Origin of the sequence: Janthinobacterium sp. PC23-8, assembly GCF_002250505.1 — a bacterium.
In the GTDB taxonomy this organism is placed as follows: Bacteria; Pseudomonadota; Gammaproteobacteria; order Burkholderiales; family Burkholderiaceae_D; genus Janthinobacterium.
Genome location: NZ_NJGY01000001.1, coordinates 1,474,466 through 1,497,656 on the forward strand (window position 1 = coordinate 1,474,466; position 23,191 = coordinate 1,497,656).

At 63.8% G+C, this 23,191-nt stretch carries 23 protein-coding genes; 10 read left to right on the forward strand and 13 right to left on the reverse strand.

From position 1 onward, the window contains the following. Positions 1-5: 5 nt before the first annotated feature. From pcaF to CD932_RS06355, 3 genes are read right to left on the reverse strand one after another with little or no spacing between them, the layout of a single operon-like run. Positions 6-1,208, reverse strand: a complete 1,203-nt coding sequence (pcaF, locus tag CD932_RS06345) for a 3-oxoadipyl-CoA thiolase (protein ID WP_094441893.1) — start codon at positions 1,206-1,208, stop codon at positions 6-8. Between the two features lie 39 nt (positions 1,209-1,247). Next, complete coding sequence (locus CD932_RS06350; protein WP_094441894.1) at positions 1,248-1,889, reverse strand: 3-oxoacid CoA-transferase subunit B; 642 nt, start codon at positions 1,887-1,889, stop codon at positions 1,248-1,250. Positions 1,890-1,898: 9 nt separating this feature from the next. Next, a complete protein-coding gene (locus CD932_RS06355) occupies positions 1,899-2,597 on the reverse strand; it encodes a 3-oxoacid CoA-transferase subunit A (RefSeq protein WP_094441895.1) in 699 nt (232 codons plus the stop codon). Positions 2,598-2,758: 161 nt separating this feature from the next. Between CD932_RS06355 and CD932_RS06360 the strand changes: the two genes are divergently transcribed. Further along, a complete protein-coding gene (locus CD932_RS06360) occupies positions 2,759-3,580 on the forward strand; it encodes an IclR family transcriptional regulator C-terminal domain-containing protein (protein ID WP_094441896.1) in 822 nt (273 codons plus the stop codon). Here the strand turns inward: CD932_RS06360 and CD932_RS06365 are convergent, their stop codons facing one another. From CD932_RS06365 to CD932_RS06400, 8 genes are all read right to left on the reverse strand, one after another. Then, a complete protein-coding gene (locus CD932_RS06365) occupies positions 3,581-5,815 on the reverse strand; it encodes a CehA/McbA family metallohydrolase (RefSeq protein WP_094441897.1) in 2,235 nt (744 codons plus the stop codon). A 75-nt stretch (positions 5,816-5,890) separates the two neighbouring features. After that, positions 5,891-8,113, reverse strand: a complete 2,223-nt coding sequence (locus CD932_RS06370; RefSeq protein WP_094441898.1) for a TonB-dependent receptor — start codon at positions 8,111-8,113, stop codon at positions 5,891-5,893. 173 nt (positions 8,114-8,286) lie between these two features. Next, positions 8,287-9,147 (reverse strand): ChaN family lipoprotein, encoded by an 861-nt coding sequence (locus CD932_RS06375; protein ID WP_094441899.1) that lies wholly within the window; start codon positions 9,145-9,147, stop codon positions 8,287-8,289. 43 nt (positions 9,148-9,190) lie between these two features. After that, positions 9,191-9,622 carry a DUF6691 family protein gene (locus CD932_RS06380; protein WP_094441900.1) on the reverse strand — a complete coding sequence of 144 codons (432 nt, stop codon included), beginning with the start codon at positions 9,620-9,622 and terminating at the stop codon, positions 9,191-9,193. Positions 9,623-9,625: 3 nt separating this feature from the next. Beyond that, a complete protein-coding gene (locus tag CD932_RS06385) occupies positions 9,626-10,057 on the reverse strand; it encodes a YeeE/YedE family protein (RefSeq protein ID WP_094441901.1) in 432 nt (143 codons plus the stop codon). A 3-nt stretch (positions 10,058-10,060) separates the two neighbouring features. Then, positions 10,061-10,420, reverse strand: a complete 360-nt coding sequence (locus CD932_RS06390; protein WP_094443491.1) for a helix-turn-helix transcriptional regulator — start codon at positions 10,418-10,420, stop codon at positions 10,061-10,063. 146 nt (positions 10,421-10,566) lie between these two features. Continuing rightward, positions 10,567-11,133: a DUF1697 domain-containing protein gene (locus CD932_RS06395; protein ID WP_094441902.1), complete on the reverse strand. Its 567-nt coding sequence runs from the start codon at positions 11,131-11,133 to the stop codon at positions 10,567-10,569. Next, positions 11,114-12,730 carry a sensor histidine kinase gene (locus CD932_RS06400; protein ID WP_094441903.1) on the reverse strand — a complete coding sequence of 539 codons (1,617 nt, stop codon included), beginning with the start codon at positions 12,728-12,730 and terminating at the stop codon, positions 11,114-11,116. Before CD932_RS06400 ends, CD932_RS06395 begins: the two co-directional genes overlap by 20 nt. 208 nt (positions 12,731-12,938) lie before the next feature. Here CD932_RS06400 and CD932_RS06405 point away from each other — a divergent pair, with 208 nt between their 5' ends. Both CD932_RS06405 and CD932_RS06410 read left to right on the forward strand, forming a co-directional pair. Next, positions 12,939-13,277 (forward strand): hypothetical protein, encoded by a 339-nt coding sequence (locus CD932_RS06405; protein ID WP_254926485.1) that lies wholly within the window; start codon positions 12,939-12,941, stop codon positions 13,275-13,277. Further along, entirely contained in the window at positions 13,274-14,137 is an 864-nt protein-coding gene (locus CD932_RS06410; protein WP_094441904.1) for an HDOD domain-containing protein, read from the forward strand. The genes CD932_RS06405 and CD932_RS06410 overlap by 4 nt, the downstream gene beginning before the upstream one ends. 143 nt (positions 14,138-14,280) lie before the next feature. Here CD932_RS06410 and CD932_RS06415 read toward each other — a convergent pair whose 3' ends face one another. After that, positions 14,281-14,610 (reverse strand): hypothetical protein, encoded by a 330-nt coding sequence (locus CD932_RS06415; RefSeq protein ID WP_094441905.1) that lies wholly within the window; start codon positions 14,608-14,610, stop codon positions 14,281-14,283. Positions 14,611-15,124: 514 nt separating this feature from the next. On the opposite strand from CD932_RS06415, the gene miaB reads away from it, so the two are divergent. The 3 genes from miaB to ybeY are packed head-to-tail and all read left to right on the forward strand — an operon-like array spanning position 15,125 to position 18,013. Then, positions 15,125-16,492, forward strand: a complete 1,368-nt coding sequence (gene miaB / locus CD932_RS06420) for a tRNA (N6-isopentenyl adenosine(37)-C2)-methylthiotransferase MiaB (protein ID WP_094441906.1) — start codon at positions 15,125-15,127, stop codon at positions 16,490-16,492. Further along, on the forward strand, positions 16,489-17,559 hold the full coding sequence (locus CD932_RS06425; protein WP_094441907.1) for a PhoH family protein: 1,071 nt from the start codon (positions 16,489-16,491) through the stop codon (positions 17,557-17,559). The genes miaB and CD932_RS06425 overlap by 4 nt, the downstream gene beginning before the upstream one ends. Next, complete coding sequence (ybeY, locus tag CD932_RS06430) at positions 17,543-18,013, forward strand: rRNA maturation RNase YbeY (RefSeq protein ID WP_094441908.1); 471 nt, start codon at positions 17,543-17,545, stop codon at positions 18,011-18,013. Before CD932_RS06425 ends, ybeY begins: the two co-directional genes overlap by 17 nt. Positions 18,014-18,048: 35 nt before the next feature. Here ybeY and CD932_RS06435 read toward each other — a convergent pair whose 3' ends face one another. Continuing rightward, positions 18,049-19,008 (reverse strand): MBL fold metallo-hydrolase, encoded by a 960-nt coding sequence (locus CD932_RS06435; RefSeq protein WP_094441909.1) that lies wholly within the window; start codon positions 19,006-19,008, stop codon positions 18,049-18,051. A gap of 86 nt (positions 19,009-19,094) precedes the next feature. Here CD932_RS06435 and CD932_RS06440 point away from each other — a divergent pair, with 86 nt between their 5' ends. The 4 genes from CD932_RS06440 to lnt all read left to right on the forward strand — a co-directional run bounded on the left by CD932_RS06440 (position 19,095) and on the right by lnt (position 23,053). Further along, entirely contained in the window at positions 19,095-20,015 is a 921-nt protein-coding gene (locus CD932_RS06440) for a LysR family transcriptional regulator (RefSeq protein ID WP_094441910.1), read from the forward strand. A gap of 29 nt (positions 20,016-20,044) precedes the next feature. After that, complete coding sequence (locus CD932_RS06445; protein ID WP_094441911.1) at positions 20,045-20,476, forward strand: DUF4259 domain-containing protein; 432 nt, start codon at positions 20,045-20,047, stop codon at positions 20,474-20,476. 107 nt (positions 20,477-20,583) lie between these two features. After that, complete coding sequence (locus tag CD932_RS06450; RefSeq protein WP_094441912.1) at positions 20,584-21,462, forward strand: HlyC/CorC family transporter; 879 nt, start codon at positions 20,584-20,586, stop codon at positions 21,460-21,462. 16 nt (positions 21,463-21,478) lie between these two features. After that, the gene (lnt, locus tag CD932_RS06455) at positions 21,479-23,053 is read left to right on the forward strand and encodes an apolipoprotein N-acyltransferase (RefSeq protein ID WP_176460895.1); all 1,575 of its coding nucleotides are present in this window, start codon (positions 21,479-21,481) and stop codon (positions 23,051-23,053) included. The last annotated feature ends 138 nt before the right edge of the window (positions 23,054-23,191 follow it).

The window sequence follows — 23,191 nt, forward strand, 5'->3', positions numbered from 1 at the left end:
CAGCATCAAACTCTTTCCAGCACCAGCGCAATGCCCTGGCCCACGCCGATGCACATGGTGCACAGCGCATAGCGCCCGCCCGTGCGGTGCAGCTGGTTGACGGCTGTCATGGCCAGGCGTGCACCGGACGCACCCAACGGATGGCCCAGCGCAATCGCGCCGCCGTTCGGGTTGACGCGCGGATCGTCGTCGCGCACGCCAAGCTGGCGCAGCACGGCCAGGCCCTGCGCGGCAAACGCCTCGTTCAGTTCGATCACGTCGAAGTCCGCCATCGTCAAGCCCGTCATGGCCAGCACTTTTTGGGTGGCGGGCGCCGGGCCGATGCCCATGATGCGCGGCGCCACGCCGGCGGTGGCCATCGCCACCACGCGCGCGCGCGGCGTCAGGCCATGGCGGGCGGCACTCGCTTCGTCGGCCAGCAGCAGGGCCACGGCGCCGTCATTGACGCCGGAGGCATTGCCGGCCGTCACGGTGCCGTCGGGGCGCACCACCGGTTTCAATTTCGCCAGCGTTTCCAGCGTGGTGGCACGCGGATGCTCGTCACGCGTGACGATGACGGGATCGCCCTTTTTTTGCGCGATGGTGACGGGGCAGATCTCGCTGTCGAACACGCCAGCTTCCTGAGCGGCCAGCGCCTTGGTCTGGCTGGCCAGCGCCATCAGATCCTGGTCCGCGCGGCTGATGCCGAAATCGCTGGCGACGTTTTCCGCCGTTTCCGGCATCGAATCGACGCCATACTGCGCCTTCATCAGGGGATTGATAAAGCGCCAGCCGATGGTGGTGTCTTCCATTTTCATGCCGCGCGAAAAGGCGCTGTCGGCCTTGCCCATCACGAACGGCGCGCGGCTCATGCTTTCCACGCCGCCGGCGATCATCAGGCCCGCTTCGCCGCTCTTGATAAAGCGCGCGGCGCTGCCGACGGCGTCCAGGCCCGAGCCACATAAACGGTTCAGGGTGGCGCCCGGCACCGTGACGGGCAAGCCGGCCAGCAAGGCCACCATGCGCGCCACGTTGCGGTTGTCTTCGCCGGCCTGGTTGGCGCTGCCGTACAGCACGTCGGTGACGGCTTCCCAGTCGACGTTCGGGTTGCGCGCCATCAGGGCGCGGATCGGCACTGCGCCAAGATCGTCGGCGCGCACGCCGGACAAGGCGCCGCCATAGCGGCCAAAGGCGGTACGCTGGGCGTCACAAATAAAGGCTGCGGTCATGTTACTTTCCTCCAAGAAAGGTTATGTATTGGTGAGAATTCAGCGCGCGTCCGTCAGGGTGACGGGCGTCAAGGCCTGCAACTGTTCGAAACTGAGGCCCTCGACCAGTTCGATCACGCTTGCACCCTGCGGCCCCAGGTCGATCACGGCCAGGTCGCTGTAGATGCGGCTGACGCAGCCCACGCCGGTCAGCGGGTAGGTGCAGTGCTGCACCAGCTTGCTGTCGCCGGTCTTGGTCAGCAATTCCATCATGACCCAGGTTTTTTTCGCGCCGATGGCCAGGTCCATCGCGCCGCCGACGGCCGGAATCGCATCCGGCGCGCCAGTATGCCAGTTGGCCAGGTCACCGGTGGCGGACACCTGGAAGGCGCCCAGCACGCAGATATCGAGGTGGCCGCCGCGCATCATGGCAAAGCTGTCGGCATGGTGGAAATAGCTGCCACCGGGCAGCAAGGTGACGGGCTGCTTGCCCGCGTTGATCAGGTCGTAGTCCTCTTCGCCGGGCGCCGGCGCCGGGCCCATGCCGATCACGCCGTTTTCGCTGTGCAAAATGATCTCGGCACCGGCCGGCAGGTGGTTGGCGACCAGGGTCGGCAAGCCGATGCCCAGGTTCACCACGGATCCTTCATGGATGTCGGCTGCCACGCGGGCCGCCATCTGGTCTCGATTCCATTTGTTCATAGTTCTCTCTCAGGAAGCTTTGAAGCCGGCCGGGCCGGTGGCGGTGCGCGGCACTTGCACGATGCGCTGCACGAACAGGCCCGGCGTGATCACGTGTTCGGGGTCGATGGCGCCCAGCTCGAGCACCTCATGCACTGAGGCAATCGCCACTTTCGCAGCCATCGCCATGATGGGACCGAAGTTGCGCGCCGTCTTGCGGTAGGTAAGGTTGCCCCAGCGGTCGCCCTGCTCGGCCTTGATCAGCGCGAAGTCGGCGTGGATCGGCGACTCGAACACATACATGCGCCCGTTGATCTCGCGTGTTTCCTTGCCCTTGGCAAGTTCGGTGCCATAGCCGGTGGGCGTGAAGAAGCCACCAATGCCGGCACCGGCGGCGCGGATGCGCTCGGCCAGATTCCCCTGCGGCACCAGTTCGAGTTCCAGCTTGCCGGCGCGGTACAGGCCGTCGAACACCTGCGAGTCGGCCTGGCGCGGAAACGAGCAGATGATCTTGCGCACCTGGCCGTTTTTCAGCAGCGCCGCCAGGCCCGTGTCGCCATTGCCGGCATTGTTGTTGACGATCACCAGGTCGCGCGCGCCATGGGCGATCAGGCCATCGATCAGCTCGGCCGGCTGGCCGGCGCCGCCGAAGCCGCCGATCATGATGGTGGCGCCATCGTGGATATCGGCCAACGCCTCGCTGACGCTGGTACGGAGTTTATCGATCATGCATGGTCTCCTTATGGAATATGTTAAATTTGTTCTATATACGAACAAATATTCGCATTGAGAACATAATCATGAGAATATGCCTGTTCGCCGTGCTTGTCAATTTGCCGTTCGCACTGATGGCATGGCTATAATTGCCACCTTGATCCACTGGAATGCTTATGAACGAGCGCAGCACCAACCCAGGCACGACCAACCTCGCTACCGAAGACGGCCCCCGTCCCGGCGACAGCTATGTGCAGTCCTTTGCGCGCGGGCTGGCCGTGCTGCGCAGCTTTGGCTTTGATGCGCCGCAGCAAACCCTGAGCGAAGTGGCGGAACGGGCACAGCTGACACGCGCCGGCGCGCGGCGCATCCTGCTGACCTTGCTGCAACTCGGTTATGTGGAAGCGGACGGCCGGCTGTTCCGGCTCACGCCCAAGGTGCTGGACCTCGGCTACGCCTATCTGTCGTCCCTGCCGATCTGGACCCAGGCTCAGCCGCTGCTGGAGGAATTGATGCAGGCGCTGCGCCAGTCGTGCTCGGCCACCGTGCTCGACGGCGACGATATCGTGTATGTGGTGCGGCTGTCGGCGCACCGCACCATGTCGATCAACCTCGGCATCGGCAGCCGGCTGCCCGCCTATTGCACCTCGATGGGCCGCGTGCTGCTGTCGGGCCTGGCGCCGGACGCCTTGCGCGCGCGGCTGTCCAGCATGGCGCTATTGAAAATCACGCCAGCGACGAAAATCGATATCGAGGTGCTGATGGAAGAGATCGCGCAAGTGCGGCGCCAGGGCTGGTGCCTGGTGCAGGAAGAACTGGAACAGGGCCTGGTCGCGCTGGCCGCACCCGTGTTCGACCGGGCTGGCAAGGTGGTGGCGGCGATCAATGTCAGCGGCCAGACGGCCGGGCCGTCGGTGACCCAGTGGCTGGAACACAGCTTGCCGACGCTGCTGGCAACGGCGGCGAAAGTCAGTGCGCTGATCGGCATGCAACGCTGATCACGGCGGCCCGATCCAGACCGGATTGCTGTAGGCCTTGTGTCCATCGCGGTCTTCGACGATCAGCGCATACCAGGCGGCGTTCTCCGTCAGCCTGAAATCGACGCGCCGGGTCTGCGGAAAATGGTCGAAGCTCTGGCTGGCGAGCACCTTCCCGCCACCGATCAGTTCGACGCGCTTGATGCCGGCCAGCGATTGCAGCGCAAAACCCAGCGAGGCAGGTTGTTTTGCCAGGCGCGTGCCGAACAGGATATCGGGCTCGATCAGCGGCCCGGCGCTCACATAGGCATGGCCTGCCTTGACGGCGGCGCTGAAACTGGCGGCCGTCAAGGCGCCATCGACATGGGCAAACGTGCGCACCCGCCCGGACACATCCTTCCAGACGTCATGCACATCGGTACCGCCGCTCAGGTAATAAGGCTGGCCCTGGTTCCAGTATTGCCACAGCCGCTGCAGCACCTTGACATCATCGCCGGGCGTGGCGGCATTGATTTCCACCACGTCAAAGCCCGGGTTGAAACCGCCGGGCGCCAGGCTGGCGTCGAGGCTGGCGAAATAGCCATACGGGATGAAAGGATGATTAACCTGTATCGTCGTCGCTCCCAGCCGCCGCGCCTCGGCAAAAATCTGTCCCACGCTTGCGGTGCTCATGTCGATCGCCAGGGTTTGCCCCGCCTTCAAGGGATAGGCGTTGAAATGGGCCCACGAAGCCGACAATTCCATCGAGCCGATAAAGGGCATGCGGCGGCGCTCGGCAATCGATGCCAGCGCGGGCAAATTGCGCATGGTGTCATGGTCGCTGACGAACAGCAGATCGAGCCCGGCCGCCAGTTGCGCACGCGCCAGATCGGACGGCGGCGTCACGGCTTCGGCCTGATCCGCATGGTGGTGCAGGTCGGCGGCAAACCAGCCGCGCGCGCGCGGTTCGGCAAACGGCTGCAGCAGCACCGTGGCGCGCTGGCGCACGCCGGCGGCAACTTGCAGTGTCAGGCGCACCGGCTCGGCCAGGAAGGCGCCGCCCGACGAGACCGTCAACACATACGGCCCTGGCGCCAGCGTCAGCTCGGCCTTGCCCTTGCGGTCAAGCTCGGTGAAAAAAGTCTTTTTGCCGAGAAACTCCACCACCGGCTGCTGGCCTTCTGTAATGACGATGCGCGCGTCGAGCGGCACGCCACCGGCGCCGGCGCGCCTGACGTCGATATCGACCGTACCCGGCCCCTGCAACTGATGGAAGTCTTGCGTCACGGCCTGGCCGCTGGCCATGTTCAAGGCTTGCGAGGCCGTCTGTCCATGGCCTTTCGCGGTCGCATACATGCGGTAATCGCCCTGCGGCAGCCGCATGCTGTAGCGCCCGGCCGGCGCCAGCGTCCAGCCGTAGGGCTGGCCCGATTTTTCCACCACCACCACGGCTTGCCGCACCGGCTTGCCGTCGGCGCCGCGCACCATGCCGCGCACTTCGCCGGCCGGCAAGCCATCGCGCTCGATCTCGGCGCGCATCACCGGCGCCAGGTCGCCGCTGGCGCCCACTTGCAGCGAGCCGTCAAAGCGCCGGCTCTCGCCTGGCCCCAGCGTGTGCAACTGATACAGGTCTTTCGACGCATATTCGACATGATCAAAATACGCCGCATGTAGCGCCACGCTCCAGTCGGCGTCATACGCTGCCATGCGATGCGCCAGGGCCTGCGGTGCCGGCCCATGCTCGGGCGCTCCCGGCACCCCGAACAGGAAGCCGCCCTTCGGCCAATACGTCAGGCCCGACAGCAAGCCCGGCAAGGCCACCTCGCCGTCATTGCGCATGAGCGTGCTTATTTCCACCCGGTCCGCGCCGTCTTTCAGGGTGTAGCTTGTGCTGATCACGACCTTGCCCCAATCACGCGTGGCGCGTATCACGACTTGCTGCGGCCCGGCGTCGAGAATCTCGATCTTCTGATACGTGTTCGGCCAGGCCGACCAGTTATTCGGAATGAAGTCGGCGAAGACGGCGCGGTCGCGTCCTATCTTGCCCTGGACGACGGCGGCGATATCGACCAGCGCGCCGCGCGGCACGCCGTACGGCACGGGCGACTCGATGGCCAGCGCGAAGGCCAGGTGCTGATTGACGACGGTGAGGTCGCCGCGCGCCCTGGCGTCACCGTCGCCAATCGGCGTCGGCCCCGTGACAATGCGCACGGCGGCGCTGGCCAACAGCGGAAGTGCGCACATCAGCCACAGGGCCAGCCTGAAATACCTGCTCATGAAATATCTTTCCAAAAAAAACGCGGTGGGCAAGCTGCGCCACCGCGTGCGGTCAAGGACCGGCCTGCTTTGAGCTTACAGCTTGCCGCTGATGGTCAGAAATACCTGGCGCGGCGCGCCGGCCAGCAAGGTGGCGAGCGTGCCGTTCGGATCGGAGGCGGCAAAGCCGTTGGTGCCGATGGTGCTGTAGTACTGCTTGTCAAACAAGTTGCTGACATTCAATTGCAGCGAGACATCCTTGAAGGCGCCCAGGTTCTTCAATTTGTAGCCGGCCGACAGACTCGACGTCCAGAACGATGGCACGGACGCATCGTTGGTGTAGGTGTAGTAACGCTTGTCGGTAAATTTTCCGCCCACGCGCGCAAACCACTCGGCATGTTCATACGACAATTCGGTGTTGAACATGATGCGCGGCGCGTCCACCACGTCCTTGCCGGCCACCGCGACCACCTTGCCGTTGTCCATGTAATCCGACTTGTATTTCGAACTGTTATAGGTGAAAGAATTGAACCACGACACTTCGCGCGCGATTTTCCAGACGGCCAGCGCCTCCAGGCCGCTGGTTTCAACCTTGCCCACGTTGGCGATGGTACTGGGGCAACCGACGATGCCGGCGCAGGTGGCGATGCCCAGCTGGCGATCCTTGAAGTCGGCGTAATACACGGCGATCGAGCCTTGCACGGCGTCACGCTTGAAGCGCATGCCGAGGTCGACGGTGGTCGAAGTTTCCGGTTTCAGCTGACCCACGTTCAGGTTGAACGCGCTTTGCGTTTGCGAAAATGGCCCGTTCACGCCGGGCTGGTAAGCGCGCATATTCTGCGAGAACGAGGTAAAGATCTCATCGTTGTGATTGAGGCGATAGGTAATGCCCGCTTGCGGCAGAAACGTTTTCTTCGCAGTGATGTCGCCAGCGGCGCGCGTACCGACCAGGCTGACGGCATCGATTGTCACCTTCGGCGTCTTGAAGCCAGCATTGATCGTCAGCTTGTCGTCGAGTAACGACAGCGTGTCCTGCACATAAAACTGGCGGGTGGTGGTGGTGAAATCCTGCTTGAAGCCGGTCGAGGTCGGGTTCGTCAGGAAATGATCCTGGTAGCTGCCGTCGCTTACCGCATAGAAATTGCGCGTCAGCGTATGCAGGCTGCGCTCACCCCAGAAGCCGGCATTGATGGCATGGTTGGCCACATCCCAGCTCAGGTCGGCGGTCACGCCATCGCGACCGATCGAATATTCGGTGGTGCGGATCGAAATCGGCACGCTCGACGACGACGCGTTGTACGGCGTGTACCAGTGGCCCTGGCCTTTGTTGTCATGATGATAGATCGTGGTTTTCAACACCGCCGCAGGGGTCAGTTGCAGATCCAGCGACAGGGCGCCCAGGTTATCCTTGCGCAAGCCGCGCCCCAGATAATAGGCGTCGTCCATGCTGGTCACGCCGCCCGTATAGATCCCGTTGGCGGCATTGACGGCGCGCTGCCAGTTCGGTGCGTAGTTATCCCATTGATAACCGAGTCGCTTGGTCATTTCCAGCGACAAATCCTGGTAATCGACTTCGCTGCGGTTGGAATAATTGTAGAAGCCACTTAACTTGTTGTCGCCGAACGTGTGCACGAACTTGCTGTTGAACTGATCCTGGTCTTGCGGGCCGTCGCCCTTCCATTTGTCGGCGCGCATGCGCGTGCCGCTCAGGTAAAACTTGGTGCCTGTGGACAACAAGCCGCTATCGACGCGGACCACCGTGCGCGAGGTGCTGTCGCTGCCCAGGGTTTGCGCCGCCGTCACCCCCATCGTATCGGATGGGTCCAGGGTGTAGAACTGCACGGTGCCACCGAGGTTGCTGGTCGACGCGGTGCTCAGCGAGCCGGCGCCTTGCGAGACGGCCACGCGGCCGATGTTTTCCGAGGCAATCGCGCGGCTGATATGCAAGCCGTTGTTATTGCCGTAGCTCATGTCGCCCAAGGGCACGCCATCGAGCGTGAATCCGAGCTGATTCTGATTGAAACCGCGTATGCTGAAGCGCGTCGACCACTCATAGGCGCCGAACGGATCTGCCGACTGGAAACTGACGCCTGGCAATTTTTCCAGCGTCTGCAAGGGACTGGCTCCGGGAATTGCCTTCAGCAAATCGGCGCGCGTGATGTTTTGCACCTGGCGCGACTGCCCCTGGCCCGTCACTTCGACGACCTGCACCGGAGCGCTGACGTCATCGCCTTCGGGTGCGGCGGCGTACGCATGGCCAGCGAGCGCTTGCAGCACCAGCAAGCAAATCGGTTTTAATGGGTAACGACGCTGTTGCATGGAATTCTTTCATTGGATTTGGATAAAAGAGTAGCCACGAGGTGAACGGTGCATCAGTCACGAACTCGGCTGCAGCGAATTCTATTCAGACAATGTGACGCACCAATGACAGCAACAACGTCAATACAGATGTGAACTCCCGGTAAAAAGCTACCGGGCAGGCCAGGAGCGGCCTAGTTGGTCTTGAATTTGGCGCACGGATCCGGCCGCGGCTGGGCCGGCATGGTCTGCGTCAGGTCGAACACACCCGGATAGCTGGCGCCGCCCTGCTCCAGGTAGCCGATGGCGCGCACATTGAGTTGTGGGTCGGCCAGTTTCAGCCAGCGCGGCACGCCGATGTCCTTGCGCACATGGCCGTTGCCGGCGAACAGCACCACGTCGCGCGGCGCCTGGTCGCGGATCAGCTTGGCCATCCAGATATCGCGCGCCACCTGGGCGTCGACCATGCCGCCTATCATCATGTCGGGCAGCATGCCGCAATGGCCGTCCTGGATTTCCTTCTTCTGTGCGGCCAGAATATCGGCCGGCACCGGCGCGGCCAGGTAGGTAGCACGCATGGCCGGCGGCATCGACCATTGCACGCCGTCGCGCACGGTGCGCGAGGCGTCGGCACGCGACAGGTTGGCGGCGATCAGCGGCAACTGGTAGCTGATGACGAGGTCGAGCACGGGGCGGTACAAGCTCCAGTCCCAGCGCGGCTGTTCCATCACGCGGATAATGCACTCGGGGTCGGCGCAATCGCGGGCCGCGCGCGTCAGCAAGGGCTGGGTTTCGCGGTCGAACTGTTCCATGGCGATGGCCGGGCGCCAGCCGGCGGCCACGCGGCGCTGCAACTCTTCGAAGCGCAAACGGTGGCCCTGGGCATTGTCGTGCACTTCACCGAGCAGCAGCACTTGCGGATTGGGCAGGCTGTCGGCCACCGGCGCGGGGGCCGGCGGCGGCGACTTTTTCAGCAAGCCGCCACAGGCGGACAGCGCCAGCACGCCGCACAATACGGTGGCACGCGCGGGGGCGCGAAAAGTCAGGGTCTTCATGGTCGGGGATTCCTGGAGTGGCGATGCGCCAGATTGTACCGTCTCAGGCCGGGCGGCGAGCAGCTCTGCGGCGTTCCAGCACTTCGAACACCAGCATGCCGGCCAGCATGGCGCCGGCAAAGATCCAGGCCTGCGGCAAGCCGGTCAGCAAGGACACCAGCGCCGGTCCCGGGCAAAAGCCGGCGATGCCCCAGCCGGCGCCAAAGGCCAGGCTGCCCAGCAGCAAGCGGCGGTCGATGGCGTGCGCGGTGGGCAGCTGCATGGCGTCGCCCAGCCAGGCCGTGCGGCGGCGCCGCGCCAGCCAGAAAGCGGGCATGGCCACCAGGATGGCGCCAAGCATGACCAGCGCCAGCGAGGGATCCCAGTTGCCGGCCAGGTCGAGAAAACCGAGGACCTTGGCCGGATTGCTCATGCCTGAAATTAACAAGCCGATGCCAAACACCAGGCCGCTCAACAGGGAAAACAGCAGTCTCATGATTCAGCCCAGCGCATGGCGCAACACATATACCGTCACAAAACCGGCCGCCATAAAGGCGATGGTGGCCGCCAGCGAACGCGCCGACCAGCGCGACAGGCCGCAGACGCCATGGCCGCTGGTGCAGCCGGCGCCATAGCGTACGCCCAGCCCCACCAGCAGGCCCGCGACGATCAACGCCGGCGTGCCGGCCTCGACACGCGCCTCGGGCAGCGCATGGAACAGCAGATACAGCACCGGGCTGGCCAGCAAGCCGGCAATAAAAGCCAGGCGCCAGGCCAGGTCGCCGTGGCGCGGGCGCAGCAGGCCGCCGACAATGCCGCTGATGCCGGCGATGCGGCCATTGAACAGGATCAGCAAAGCGGCGGCAAGGCCGATCAGCATGCCGCCAGCCAGCGCGGTCCACGGCGTGAAGTGTTGCCAGGCGATTTGCATGGATCAGTCCGCCTCGTCGTCGAACTGCGCGCGCGGCGCGCAAAAATGCGCGTACAGCACCTGCAGCACGGCCAGCACGGCGGGGCTGGCGACACGGTAATAGATTTGCTTGCCGTCGCGGCGGGTGGCGACCAGCATGTCTTCGCGCAACACACCGAGCTGCTGCGACAGGGTCGGCTGGCCGATGCCGGTGCGCTGTTCCAGGTCGCTCACGCAATGCTCGCCCTGCGTCAACTGGCACAGCAGCATCAAGCGGTCGGCATTGCCCATGGCTTTCAACAGCGAACTGGCTTTATAGGCGGACGCGCGCATGGCGTCGAGATTGAATGGCGCAGGCAGTTCCTGCGCTTGCAACGTTTCCATCATGCCCTCCCACAGGCGTGGTCTTCACGGCAGCCACCAGGACAGCGGCACCTGAACAATATACTAATCGATATATTGTTTATCTGCTGCCGGCGCGCCAAAAAAACAACGCGGCGCGCCCATTAAGACCATGGGGACGGTTAATATTATTGGGCTGCCGTTGCAGCGCCATTCAACAAGGCGTCGAGTTTCTGCATGGTGGCCCAGTTGCGCGAGGTGACGCCATCGCCGAGCAATACCCCCAGCGCGGCCACCACCTTGCTGGCCAGTACGCCATCGGGACACCAGGCATAGGCCGCCCAATTGCCCAGTGCCAACGCTTCGGGCTGCCAGGGCTGGCCCAGCAGCGGCGCCAGGCGCGCGCCATCGGCCGGGTTGTTCAGCACCAGCGCCAGCAAACGCGCCGGGTCATCACCCGGCGCCAGCGTGTTTTGCGCCATCAGCTCGCCAAACTGGCCGGCCGACAAGACCGTGACGCGCGCGGCCACGCCCAGTTTCAGCACCAGCGCTTCCTCGATGCGCGCCCTTGACGTGGCCGGTGGCACGCCGTCAGCGGCGAATACCGCGTTGCCGCTGTTGAGCACGGTACGCACCTCGCCATAGCCCAGGTCGCTCAGCAGCTTGCGCAAATCCGCCATCGCCACGCGCTTGGCGCGACCGACGTTTATGCCGCGCAGCAACGCCACCTGCCGCTCATTGTGTTCGATCGCCATGCCCTTCTCCTTTGCTGTGCGCCAACGGCGTCACGCGGGGCAGGCGCAACAAAAAGGTGGCGCCCTGGCCCAGCGTGCTACTGACCGTGATGGTGCCGCCAAACTGCTTGGCAATCAAGTTGAACACGATATTGAGACCCAGGCCGGTGCCGCCCTGGCCGCGCCGCGTGGTGACAAACGGGTCGAACACGCGCTCCAACAGGTCGGGCGCAATGCCGCAGCCATTGTCGCGCACCTGCATGACGATCCACTGCGCCTTGGCGTTAGCGTTGGCGTTCGCCTTGCCCTCCCCTTCGCAGCGTACGCCGATATGGATGGTGCCGGCCGTATCGGCATCGAACGCGTGTTCGACGCAATTCAAGACCAGGTTGGTCAGTACCTGCGCCAGCGCGCCCGGATAACTGTCGAACTCGATGCCGGGCGGACAGTCGATGATGACTTCGCTGCGCGTCTTTTTCAGCGTCGGCTGCAGGCTGTCCATCACTTCAACTATATAGGAGCGCAACTCGAAGGCGCGCCGCGCCTCGCTGACCTGGTCGGCGGCGATCTGCTTGAAGCTGTGGATCAGGTGCGCGGCGCGGTAGGCATTGTTCATGATCAGGCGCGAGCTTTCGCTGGCCGTTTCCAGGTAGCGCACGATATCGGTTTTCCTGATATTGCCGGCGGCCACCGCCGCGCTGATCGCGTCGGTCGCTTCCTTGAGCACCGAGGCGCTGGTCAGCGCAATGCCGACCGGCGTATTGATTTCATGCGCCACGCCGGCCACCAGGCTGCCAAGCGAGGCCAGCCTTTCAGACTGCAGCAGCGATTCCTGGGTGCGCCGCAAATCCATCATGGCCTGCGCCGTTTCCTGCTGCGAACGGCGCGCCGCGTCTTCCGCATGGCGGGTGCGCTCGATAATGGATTTCAATTTGCGCTGCACCGCATTGAATCCGCGGATCACGTCGCCAAGTTCGTCGCGCCGGCTTTCCGGCAATTCCTCGACCTCATCGCTGCCGCGCGTGGCCAGGTCGAACAGGCCGTCGCGCAGCTGGCGCAGCGGGCCGAAAACGATGCGCAGGCTCAGGCCCAGCGCCGCCACCAGGATCACGTCGAGCATCAGCACTTCGAGCACCTTGCGCCGCACTTCGCCGCGCAGCGCCGCATCGATCTGCGCGCGGCTGAAATTGACCACCACCTTGCCGACAATCACGGCCGTGCCACCGCTGGCGGCGGCCACGGCGTCGCGAAACACCAGCGGCGCTTCGATCGCGGTGCCAGCCATGGCCGCTTCGCTGCTCAACGGCGCCAGGGCGCCGTTGGCGTCGCGCATTGCGCCGGCGAACAGGCCCACCGAGGCGTCATAGACGCGGATGCCGACCAGTTCCGGCGGCAACATTTCGGACGCGACGATGCTGTCGACCTTGGATTTGTCGAGATCCCACAGCGCCGATGGCAAGCTGGTCTGCAAGCGCGTGAGCACGCCGCTGCGCAAGCGCGTGCTGTCCGATTCGAGTTTATTGCTGAGGGTATATTGGGTATAACTGCCGGAAATGCCGAGCACCAGGGTCACGATCACGACAAAAAGCAAGGTCAGCCTGACTTGGATACGTACCATCAAACAACACTCCCACGGCCTGGTCCGGGCGTCCCGCGGCGCGGGGGCACACCGTGAAATGTACGGTATCACCTGCTGATTGGCAAGAATAAGCAGGATTTGGCGCAAACCCGCCGTGCAAGCCGTATTGACGCCGATTCAACTGACGCTACAATGGGTTCATTGTGCTACGGCAATGGTAATATCGTGTATCACAGGAGGAGTCGTCATGGCGCTCACGCATCAACATTTACCCCTGGACCAGGTCCTGCCGGGCATGATCTTGTCCGATGTACTGCTCGATGCGCATGGGCAGGTCTTGTTGCCGCAAGGCGCGGTGCTGACGGAAAACATGCTGTCGCTGATGCCGCGCCACGGCATCGACATGCTGTCCATCGCCGCACCGGCGATGTCGCCGGAAGAGCAAGCCCTGCAGCAGAAGGCGCACCGCGCCCGGCTCGACTATCTGTTCCGCAAATACGACCCCGACAATCCTGATGAGGCCGCCACCAGCATGCTGCACAGCTATGTCAGCAGCTACCGCCTGGGCCTGGGAGAGCCGGCATGAGCGCCGGCCCCACCCAGCTGACAGCCGACGATATCGTCGCTCACCTCGACGACCTGCCCTCGCTGCCAGTGGTGGTGATGGAGCTGCTCAACAGCATGGACCAGGAGGATGTCGATATTTCCGTGCTGGCCAAAAAAGTATCGTATGACCAGGCGCTGACGGCCAAGACCTTGCGCCTGGCAAACTCGTCGCAGTACGGCTTGCAGGTGAAAGCGACCACCATCCAGCAGGCAATTACCTATCTGGGCTTCCAGACCACGCGCAGCCTGATCATGTCGGCCGCCATTACCGGCTGCTTTCCGGAAGGGCGCTGCCCCGGCTTTAATGACAAGCAATTCTGGCGCCACTCGGTGGCCACGGCCGCCTGCGCCAAGGTGCTGGCGCGGCAGATCCGCTTCAACCAGGATTACGCGTTTACGGCAGGGCTGCTGCACAATATCGGCCGCCTGGTGCTGGTGTCGAGCTTTCCGGAACAATACGCGCAGGTGATCGCATACCAGGCCGAACACGATTGCACCATGCTCGACGCCGAACGCGCGGTGCTGGGCGTGGACCATGTGCAGGCCGGCGTGGCGCTGGCCGAACGCTGGAATTTTTCCGATACCATGCGTGTGGCGATCGGCCACTATCTGACGCCGGAAGCGACGGGCGCCGGTTTCCTGGCCGCGCTGATCCATGTGGCCAACGCGATTGTCTGTGCGCTGGATCTGGCGCAGGCCGGCGACGACATGGTGCCGCATGTGTCGCTGGTGGCGTGGAATGCGCTGGGACTGTCGGAAGAGACGTATCTGCAACTGTTCCGTGAAATCGAGCTGCGCTATGACGAAATCACCGCCGCCTTGCTGAACCAGGCGGGCTGATCGATCCAGAGCGGAAACGCAAACGGCCCCCGCCGCGAGGAGAGAGCCGTTATCTGTACTGCAAGTGCCCATGCTGCCCGCCTGCCGCCCGACCGTGGCCGCCTGCAACGAGGCAAGCGGCTCGGTCAGCGTTCGGGCCCGCATCAGTGATGCGCGTAGTTCGGTTCCTTCGCATCGCCGCGCTCTTCCGCTTTCGGACGGCCTTGGGCGTCGGACAGGCGGTACTTGGTGCGGCGGTCGCCCATCAGGTCGCGCAGGTCGCGGATGCTCATGCCGGTCACTTCGTGCATGCGAATCAGGAGCGAGGCGCCGACCGGCAAGCGGTGGTGGCGGATCTTGCTGATGACCGGTGGCGCGACTTCCAGCAGACGCGACAAGGCTGCATCGTTTTTCAGCTGCATCTTACTGAGTAAAATATCGAGCAGGTGGTTGGGGTTGTAGCTTTCTTGAGATGCCAGTGCATGATGTGCCATGATTTTTCCTCGTCTGGTGAATGTTAAAAATAATGCCGATCTGAACTTAAGGCTGGCTTAGAGCGTTCAACAGAACGCGGCCCCAGCCTTTCCCTCCCCTCAATCCCGTTCGCTCGAAAATCCGAATGAATTGCATATAAGGCAATATACTAGTTCAAACAGCCAGCACTCGCGGGCAACGCAACCTTCCCGATTGTTAAATATCAATCAAGCTGCTGGTTGCCTTTGCAACGATGCCATTTCAACACATTAGGATGTGCAGGGGTCGCACACTAGGATTTGCAGCAACTTGTTACAAATCAATGGTGACACGCGGCAATAGTTGCCTTTGCACCCGATGCGCCGCCACCGGCCCGGGGCCAAGCGCGCCATGGCCCGGCGCGGCAATTTACGTTAAACTACCGCCTGAGCGCAGCTTGCCTGCCTGCGCATGGCCCGGCCCGCGCCGCATTCGCGCCTCGCCCGCTCTGCGCAATCCACCCCCGCACCCATTACCGCTAAAGCGCCTGACTCCATGCAGAAAAAAGTATTCATTAAAACCTTCGGCTGCCAGATGAACGAGTACGACTCGGACAAGATGGCCGACGTGCTGGGCGCCTCCGATGGCCTGGTGCGTACCGACACGCCGGAAGACGCCGACGTGATCCTGCTCAATACCTGCTCGGTGCGCGAAAAGGCGCAGGAAAAAGTATTTTCCGACCTGGGCCGGCTGCGCGAGCTGAAGCTGGCCAAGCCGCACCTCCTGATCGGCGTGGGCGGCTGCGTGGCGTCGCAGGAAGGCGACGCCATCGTCAAGCGCGCGCCGTATGTCGACATGGTGTTCGGCCCGCAGACCCTGCACCGCCTGCCGCAGATGATGGAACTGCGCCGCTCCAGCGGCGCCGCGCAGGTCGACATCAGCTTTCCGGAAATCGAAAAGTTCGACCACCTGCCGCCGGCCAAGGTCGACGGTGCCTCGGCGTTTGTCTCCATCATGGAAGGCTGCAGCAAATACTGCAGTTACTGCGTGGTGCCCTACACGCGCGGCGAGGAAGTGTCGCGCCGCTTCGAAGACGTGCTGACGGAAGTGGCGGGCCTGGCCGCGCAGGGCGTCAAGGAAATCACGCTGCTGGGCCAGAACGTCAACGCCTATCGCGGCGTGATGGAAGGCGGCGAGATCGCCGACTTCGCGCTGCTGCTCGAATATGTGGCCGCCAACCCCGGCATCGCGCGCATGCGCTTTGTCACCAGCCACCCGAAGGAATTCACGCAGCGCCTGATCGAGGCCTACGCAAAAATCCCGCAACTGGTCGACCACCTGTACCTGCCGGCACAGCATGGCTCGGACAAAATCCTCGGCGCCATGAAGCGCGGCTACACGGGCCTCGAATACAAATCCATCATCCGACGCATCCGCGCCGTGCGCCCGAACATGGCCATTTCCTCGGACTTCATCGTCGGCTTTCCGGGCGAGACCCAGGCGGACTTCGACGCCATGATGAAGCTGATCGCAGACGTCGGTTTTGACAACAGCTACAGCTTCATCTTCAGCAAGCGCCCCGGCACGCCGGCCGCCAGCCTGGAAGACGACACGCCGCATGCAGTCAAACTGGCCCGTTTGCAGCAGCTGCAGGCGGCGATCGACGCCAACACGCGCAAATACAGCCTGGCGATGGTCGGCACGGTGCAGACCATCCTGGTCGAAGGGCGCTCGAAGAAGGACACGATTGATCGTGAACTGCAAGGGCGCACCGAGAACAACCGCGTGGTCAATTTCGACGCCGGCCCCGATGGGCTGCACCTGATCGGCCAGCTGGTCGAGGTGCGCATCACCGAAAGCCATTCCTACACCCTGCGCGGCGAACTCGTCGCCGGCGCACAAGCATTGAAAAGAGCCAGTTGAAAACCAAAGCCCCGATCCAGCCGCACTACTTCATTCCCGAGCCGCTCGACAACACGCGCCTGGCGCATTTGTGCGGGCCGCTCGATGAAAACCTGCGCCAGATTTCCGCCGCCCTCGACGTGACGATCTTTCGCCGCGGTGAAAAATTCATCGTCGGCGGCAGCAACGCCGAGCGCGCCGTGGAAATCCTCGAGCAGTTCTACGCCATCGCCAACAAGGTCGTACCGCTGGAAGAAGTGCAGCTGGCCCTGGTGGAGCAGCGCGCCGGCCTGTCGGCCGCCTCCGAACACCATGCGCACCGGCTTGACGCCGCCGCGCCGGCCTTTGTCGAACCCGATATCGCCAGCCCGGTGCTGAAAACCCGCCGTTCCGACCTGCGCGGGCGCACGCCGCACCAGATTTCCTACCTGCGCGGCATCCTTGAACACGACATCAGCTTTGGCGTCGGTCCGGCCGGTACCGGCAAGACCTATCTGGCGGTGGCCTGCGCGGTCGATGCGCTCGAGCGCGACGCCGTCAAGCGCATCATTTTGACGCGCCCGGCCGTCGAAGCGGGCGAGCGCCTGGGCTTCCTGCCCGGCGACCTGGCGCAAAAGGTCGATCCTTACCTGCGCCCGCTGTACGACGCGCTGTACGATTTATTGGGCTTTGACCGCACCCAGAAGCTGTTCGAAAAACAGGTGATCGAAATCGCGCCGCTGGCCTATATGCGCGGACGCACGCTGAACCACGCCTTCGTGATCCTCGACGAAGCGCAGAACACCACGGTCGAACAGATGAAGATGTTTTTGACCCGCATCGGCTTTGGCAGCAAGGCAGTGGTAACGGGCGACGTGACCCAGGTCGACCTGCAAAAGAGCCAGAAGAGTGGCCTGATCGACGCCGTGCAAGTGCTCAAAGACGTGCGCGGCATCGGCTTCACGCAATTTAACAGCACTGACGTGGTGCGCCACCCGCTCGTCGCGCGCATCGTCGACGCCTATGAAACGGCGCAGGCGGCCGGCCCCGACGCGCCTGTGCTCCCCTTGTTGAAACCAGCAGCTTCCAAAAATGTCCGAAAAAAATAAACTGTCCTTGTCCGTGCAATACCCGGACGATCGCCTCGCCAGCCTGATCACACGGCCCAAGATCCGCCGCTGGGTACAGGCGGCCCTGCTGGCGCCGGCCGAACTGACGATCCGCTTTGTCGATCTGGATGAAGGCCGCAGCTTGAACCGCGACTACCGCGAAAAAGACTACGCCACCAATGTGCTGACGTTTGCCTACAACGAAGGCGAAGAGTCAAGCGACGACGAGCCGACCCGCGCCGACATCATCCTGTGCACCGACGTGCTGGAAAAGGAAGCGCAGGAGCAGCGCAAAAGCGTGGAAGAACACACGGCCCACCTGATCGTCCATGGCGTGCTGCACGCCCAGGGCTACGACCATATGGATGACGAAGAGGCGACCGAGATGGAGGGGCTGGAAACCGGGATACTGGCCAGACTCGGCATCAGTGATCCGTACGCGGACCAGCAGTAACTGCACAGCCGGCACACGCCGGCTTTTTCACGCTGTCACCACGCACCGTAATTGGCCGGCAGCCAGCGGTAGCCCGTCCCGTCCTTCGCGATATGGCCGATACCGGGAAAGCTCAGGTGCGCCGCGCCGACCCAGTAACCGTTTTTCGCCGCATCGGCCATCTCGCTGGCCCGCCGCGCTTTTGCCGCCTTCGCGTCGACGTCGAAGCCGATGGTGGTGCCGGGATGCGCAAACTGCACCGCGCCCGCATGGATCATGTCGCCAAGCAGCAGCAACTTCTGCCCGCCGCTTTCCACCGCATAGTAGCTGTGCCCCGGCGTATGGCCCGGGGCGGCCACCGCGCGGATGCCAGGCAAGATCTCGGCGCCGCTCTTGAATGGCGTCAGCTTGCCCGCCGCCACATAGGGCGCCAGCATGGCCTGCGCTTCGTCAAAGCCATGGCGCTGACCTTCGGCAGCGCCCGCCCGATTCGCCTGGTTCAGCCAGAAATCGCTGTCGTGGCTATCCACATACACTTTCGCGTTCGGGAACAGCCGCACGCCGTCATGCGACAGGCCGCCCGAATGGTCGGCATGGATATGCGTGAGCAGCACCGCGTCGATCTGCCCCGGCGCATAGCCGGCATTGCGCAAGCTGCGCTGCAAGCGGCCCGCGTGCTCTCCCATCGGCAGGCCGAACAGGTCGCCCGCGCCCGTATCGACCAGCACCAGCTGCTTGCCCGTGTTGATCAGAAAAGCGTTGATCGAGGTTTCCGCCATCGGCTGCAGGTGGGCCTCTTGCAAGCTGGCGGCCAGGGTGGCCGGCTCGATGTCGGTCAGCAGCTTGTCGAGCGGGATGGTGACCGTGCCGTCGGACAGAGCAGTAACCTGGAACTGGCCCAGCATCATGCGGTAGATGCCGGGCGCCGGCGCCTGGTCGAACGGGGCGGCGGCCAGGGCCGCATGGGATAGCGTCAGGCTGGCAAGCAGCGCAGCGAGGGGTTTGATGGCAAACATGGAATCTCTTTCAAAAATGGTGATGTGCCAGTAGACTCCTTTCGAAGACATAAATGAAATTGATTATTTGAATTGGAGGCATCCAAATGCTGGATATACGTGGTGTCGACCTGCCCCTGCTGGTGTCGCTCGATGTGCTGCTGGAGGAAAAACATGTCACGCGCGCGGCAGTCCGTTTGCACCTGAGCCAGCCTGCCATGTCGGCCCAGCTGGCCCGGCTGCGCACGCTGTTCGACGACGCGCTGCTGGTGCCGGCCGATTCCGGGCGCGGCATGCTGGCCACGCCGCGCGCGCTTCAATTACAAGCCCCCTTGCGGGCCGCACTGGCGATGCTGGGGCAAGCCGTACGCCGCGATGCGCCGCCGTTCGATCCGCGCACAGCCGAACGTACCTTTCATATCGCCGGCAACGACAACGCCGTGCTGATGCTGATGCTGCCCGTGATACAACAGGTGGCGGCACGCGGCGGGCCACGCCTGAGGCTCGCGTTTCGCACGCCCGAACCGGCCCACCTGGCCGGGCAGATGGAGCGTGGCGAGATCGACCTGCTGGTCGGCGGCAGCCGCTTTGTCCCTGCCACCCTGCACCACAGCCCGGTGCTGCTGGTCGAGCATCGCATGGCGCAGCGCAAAGGCCATCCACGCGGCACCGGGCCGCTGGACCTGGACAGCTATTGCGCGCTGCGCCATATCGTCGTGTCGACCAACGGCAGCTTTCACGCCTTTATGGACGAACAACTGGCGCAGCAGGGCCGCACGCGCAGCGTACCGGTCGCCGTGGCGCAGTACAACCTGGTGCCGCCCATGCTGACGGCCACCGATCTCGTCTGCACGCTGCCGTCGCGCTTCCTCGATCGCTTTGAAGGCCAGCTCGACACCTTCGCGCTGCCCTTGAGCGTGCCGGCGCTGGACCTGTCGCTGGCCTGGCATCCGCGCAGCGAGCACGATGCGGGTTTGCGCTGGCTGCGCGAGCAGGTGGTGGCGGGTGGTCCAGGCATGCCACAATAGCGCCATCGCACAACTACGCAAGGACACATATGGCCACTTGGGCACTGGACGCCTTCGGCAACGACTACGCCATGGACTGGGCGCAGGACTTGCAGGAATATACAACGCTGGAACTGGTCGAGACCACGCTCGACAACGTGATCGACAGCCAGCAGGCCGAACTCGAAGCGCCGTTCGCCGCCGAAGCGCTGGCCGCGCTCGAGGTGATGGCGCGCCTGCAAGGCCGGCCGGGCGAGCCCGACCCTGCCACCGCCGAAGTCGACGCGTGGGTGGCCGCCTGCAAGAAGCGCCTCACGCCGCCGCTGCTGGACAAGGCGCGCCTGGCCTTCGGGCGCATCATGTCGGACGCATCGGAGCTGCGCCAGCTGTGGCGGGAAAGCGAACACGGCGAGGAATGGCTGGCACAGGTGGCGGCCTTGCGCCTGCGCGTGCTGGGTGCGCAAAGTACGCCGACTGCGTGAAACGTCGGCAAACAGCGTAGTAAATTCACATCAAAAGCGGGGAATATCGGTAAGCGGCCGCTTTTGGTGTATCCTATATCCCTTCGCAACAACGGCTCACGCCTCCTATGCCCGAGCATCCTAATGGCGTCAAAACTGACGTCAAGCCCCACCGGTCACTGTTTGAACGCCTGACCGCACTCATTTCCCCCGAGCCAGAGAACCGTGCAGAATTGCTCGAGGTTCTGTACGATGCGCACGAACGCAAGCTGATTGACGCCGACGCCCTGTCGATGATCGAAGGCGTGTTCCAGGTGTCGGATCTCTGCGCGCGCGACATCATGATTCCCCGTTCGCAAATGGATGTCATCGACATCAGCAAGCCGATCGAGGAATGGATGCCGGAAGTCCTGTCGACCGCCCACTCGCGGTTTCCCGCGATCGAAGGCGAACGCGACAAGGTAATCGGCATCCTGCTGGCGAAAGACCTGCTGCGCTACTACGCGGAAGAGTCCTTCGACGTGCGCGAGATGCTGCGTCCCGCCATTTTCATCCCCGAATCGAAACGCCTCAATGTGCTGCTGCGCGACTTCCGCGCCAACCACAATCACATGGCCATCGTCGTCGATGAATACAGCGGCGTGGCCGGCCTGATCACCATCGAAGACGTGCTCGAACAGATCGTCGGCGATATCGAGGACGAATACGACTTCGACGAAGCCGAGGACAATATCCTGTCGCTCAAGGAAGGCCAGTTCGGCCCGCGCTGGCGCGTCAAGGCCTTGACCGAGATCACCCAGTTCAACCAGGAACTCGGTTGCCGCCTGCTCGATGACGACGTCGACACCATCGGCGGCCTGGTCTCCAAGCACCTGGGCCGCATGGCGCACAAGGGCGATATTTTCGACCTGGGCGACTTGCGCTTCGAAGTGCTGCGCGCCGACGCGCGCCAGGTGCACGTGCTGCTGGTCGAGCGCCTGCCCGCCGTGCCGGAACTGGAACTCTGACATGCGCGTGCTGTAAATGCGTTTCAGACGCGTTGATCCAAACGCCGCCCCCAAGCCGCCCCGCAGCACGCTCTCGCGCATGCTGATCGCCGCCATCGCCGGCGCAGCGGCGGTGCTGGCCTTTGCCCCGTTCGGCTACTGGCCGCTGCAGATCCTCAGCCTGGCCGTGCTGTTCTACCAGGTACTGCGCGCGGCCGACATCAAAAGCAGCGCGCGCATCGGCTGGGCCTACGGCTTCGGCTGGTGCGGCGCCGGCACCCACTGGCTGTATATCTCGATGCACCGCTATGGCGACATGGCCGCGCCCATCGCCGCCATCGCCGTGGCGCTGCTGGCGCTGCTGATGGGCGTCTACGTGGCGCTGGCCATGGGTGCGGCGGCCTGGCTGCGCCGGCGCTGGATCTTGTCGCTGCCAACCATGACACTGCTGGTCTTGCCTTCCCTGTGGACCCTGTTCGAATGGACACGCGGCTGGCTGTTTACGGGCTTCCCGTGGCTGGCCACCGGCTACGCCCACAACACCAGCCCGCTGGGCGGCTTTGCGCCCATCATCGGCGCGTATGGCCTGGGCTGGCTGGCGGCACTGTCGGCTGGCGCCCTGCTGCTGCTGACGCATCCGCTGCCGCGCACGCGCTGGCTGGCCTTGGGTGGCGTGCTGGCCCTGTACGGCGCCGGCGCCGGCCTGCGCCACATCGACTGGACGCATGCGGTGGGCCGCCCGATCACGGTGCGCCTGTTGCAGGGCAATGTGCCGCAGCAGCAGAAATTCGATCCCGCTTTCGTGCTGGGCGCCTTGCAGATGTACCAGCAGGCGATCACCAGCGCGCCGGCCGACCTGATCGCCACGCCGGAAACGGCCGTCACGGTGCTGCCGCAGCAGCTGCCGGCGGGCTATCTGGACAGCCTGGGCGCCTATGCACAGAGAACCGGCAGCACGCTGCTGGTCGGCATGCCGGTGCTGGACGAAGAACGCCGCTTTTATAACGCGGCGGTGGGCATCACGCCGAACGCAAATCCGGGTCCTTACTATCAATACCGCAAGCACCACCTGGTGCCGTTCGGCGAATTCGTGCCGCCCGGCCTGCACTGGTTTGTCGCCATGATGGCCATCCCGCTGGGCGACATGGGCCGCGGCGCGCGCGTGCAGCCGCCCTTGCAGGTACGCGACCAGCTGGTGCTGCCGAACATCTGCTACGAAGACCTGTTTGGCGAGGAAATTGCCAGCCAGCTGGCCAATGCCCACCGCCATGGCAAGCAATCGGCGTCGGTGCTGCTCAATATCTCGAACCTGGCCTGGTTCGGCGACTCGATCGCCATCGCCCAGCATTTGCAGATTTCGCAGATGCGCAGCCTGGAGACGGGCCGGCCGATGCTGCGCGCGACCAATACCGGTGCCACCGCCGTCATCGACGGCAAGGGCGTGGTAGCGAGCCTGCTGCCAGCGGCGCAGCAAGGCGCCCTGGCGGCCACCGTGCAAGGCATGGGCGGCATGACGCCGTATATCTTGTACGGCAACAAGCTGATGCTGGCCCTGAACGCACTGGCCTTGCTGGCCGCCTTCCTGCTGGGCCGCCGCGCCCGCAAGGCATGAAGCAAAGGCGAATTGACACAAGAGTCACAGTAGCGCCATAAAACCCGCTAAAATTAGCAAAACTCCGGCCCGCACGCCCGCCTGCCTTGCAGCGCGAGCGTGCCGGCTTCAAGCAAACCCTTACAAAGCGCAGCCTGT

Bases quoted from the DNA above. Each gene is read 5' to 3' on its own strand.
- pcaF (WP_094441893.1), bottom strand. From the start codon at position 1,208: ATGACCGCAGCCTTTATTTGTGACGCCCAGCGTACCGCCTTTGGCCGC.
- CD932_RS06350 (WP_094441894.1), bottom strand. From the start codon at position 1,889: ATGAACAAATGGAATCGAGACCAGATGGCGGCCCGCGTGGCAGCCGAC.
- CD932_RS06355 (WP_094441895.1), bottom strand. From the start codon at position 2,597: ATGATCGATAAACTCCGTACCAGCGTCAGCGAGGCGTTGGCCGATATC.
- CD932_RS06360 (WP_094441896.1), top strand. From the start codon at position 2,759: ATGAACGAGCGCAGCACCAACCCAGGCACGACCAACCTCGCTACCGAA.
- CD932_RS06365 (WP_094441897.1), bottom strand. From the start codon at position 5,815: ATGAGCAGGTATTTCAGGCTGGCCCTGTGGCTGATGTGCGCACTTCCG.
- CD932_RS06370 (WP_094441898.1), bottom strand. From the start codon at position 8,113: ATGCAACAGCGTCGTTACCCATTAAAACCGATTTGCTTGCTGGTGCTG.
- CD932_RS06375 (WP_094441899.1), bottom strand. From the start codon at position 9,147: ATGAAGACCCTGACTTTTCGCGCCCCCGCGCGTGCCACCGTATTGTGC.
- CD932_RS06380 (WP_094441900.1), bottom strand. From the start codon at position 9,622: ATGAGACTGCTGTTTTCCCTGTTGAGCGGCCTGGTGTTTGGCATCGGC.
- CD932_RS06385 (WP_094441901.1), bottom strand. From the start codon at position 10,057: ATGCAAATCGCCTGGCAACACTTCACGCCGTGGACCGCGCTGGCTGGC.
- CD932_RS06390 (WP_094443491.1), bottom strand. From the start codon at position 10,420: ATGGAAACGTTGCAAGCGCAGGAACTGCCTGCGCCATTCAATCTCGAC.
- CD932_RS06395 (WP_094441902.1), bottom strand. From the start codon at position 11,133: ATGGCGATCGAACACAATGAGCGGCAGGTGGCGTTGCTGCGCGGCATA.
- CD932_RS06400 (WP_094441903.1), bottom strand. From the start codon at position 12,730: ATGGTACGTATCCAAGTCAGGCTGACCTTGCTTTTTGTCGTGATCGTG.
- CD932_RS06405 (WP_254926485.1), top strand. From the start codon at position 12,939: ATGGCGCTCACGCATCAACATTTACCCCTGGACCAGGTCCTGCCGGGC.
- CD932_RS06410 (WP_094441904.1), top strand. From the start codon at position 13,274: ATGAGCGCCGGCCCCACCCAGCTGACAGCCGACGATATCGTCGCTCAC.
- CD932_RS06415 (WP_094441905.1), bottom strand. From the start codon at position 14,610: ATGGCACATCATGCACTGGCATCTCAAGAAAGCTACAACCCCAACCAC.
- miaB (WP_094441906.1), top strand. From the start codon at position 15,125: ATGCAGAAAAAAGTATTCATTAAAACCTTCGGCTGCCAGATGAACGAG.
- ybeY (WP_094441908.1), top strand. From the start codon at position 17,543: ATGTCCGAAAAAAATAAACTGTCCTTGTCCGTGCAATACCCGGACGAT.
- CD932_RS06435 (WP_094441909.1), bottom strand. From the start codon at position 19,008: ATGTTTGCCATCAAACCCCTCGCTGCGCTGCTTGCCAGCCTGACGCTA.
- CD932_RS06440 (WP_094441910.1), top strand. From the start codon at position 19,095: ATGCTGGATATACGTGGTGTCGACCTGCCCCTGCTGGTGTCGCTCGAT.
- CD932_RS06445 (WP_094441911.1), top strand. From the start codon at position 20,045: ATGGCCACTTGGGCACTGGACGCCTTCGGCAACGACTACGCCATGGAC.
- CD932_RS06450 (WP_094441912.1), top strand. From the start codon at position 20,584: ATGCCCGAGCATCCTAATGGCGTCAAAACTGACGTCAAGCCCCACCGG.
- lnt (WP_176460895.1), top strand. From the start codon at position 21,479: ATGCGTTTCAGACGCGTTGATCCAAACGCCGCCCCCAAGCCGCCCCGC.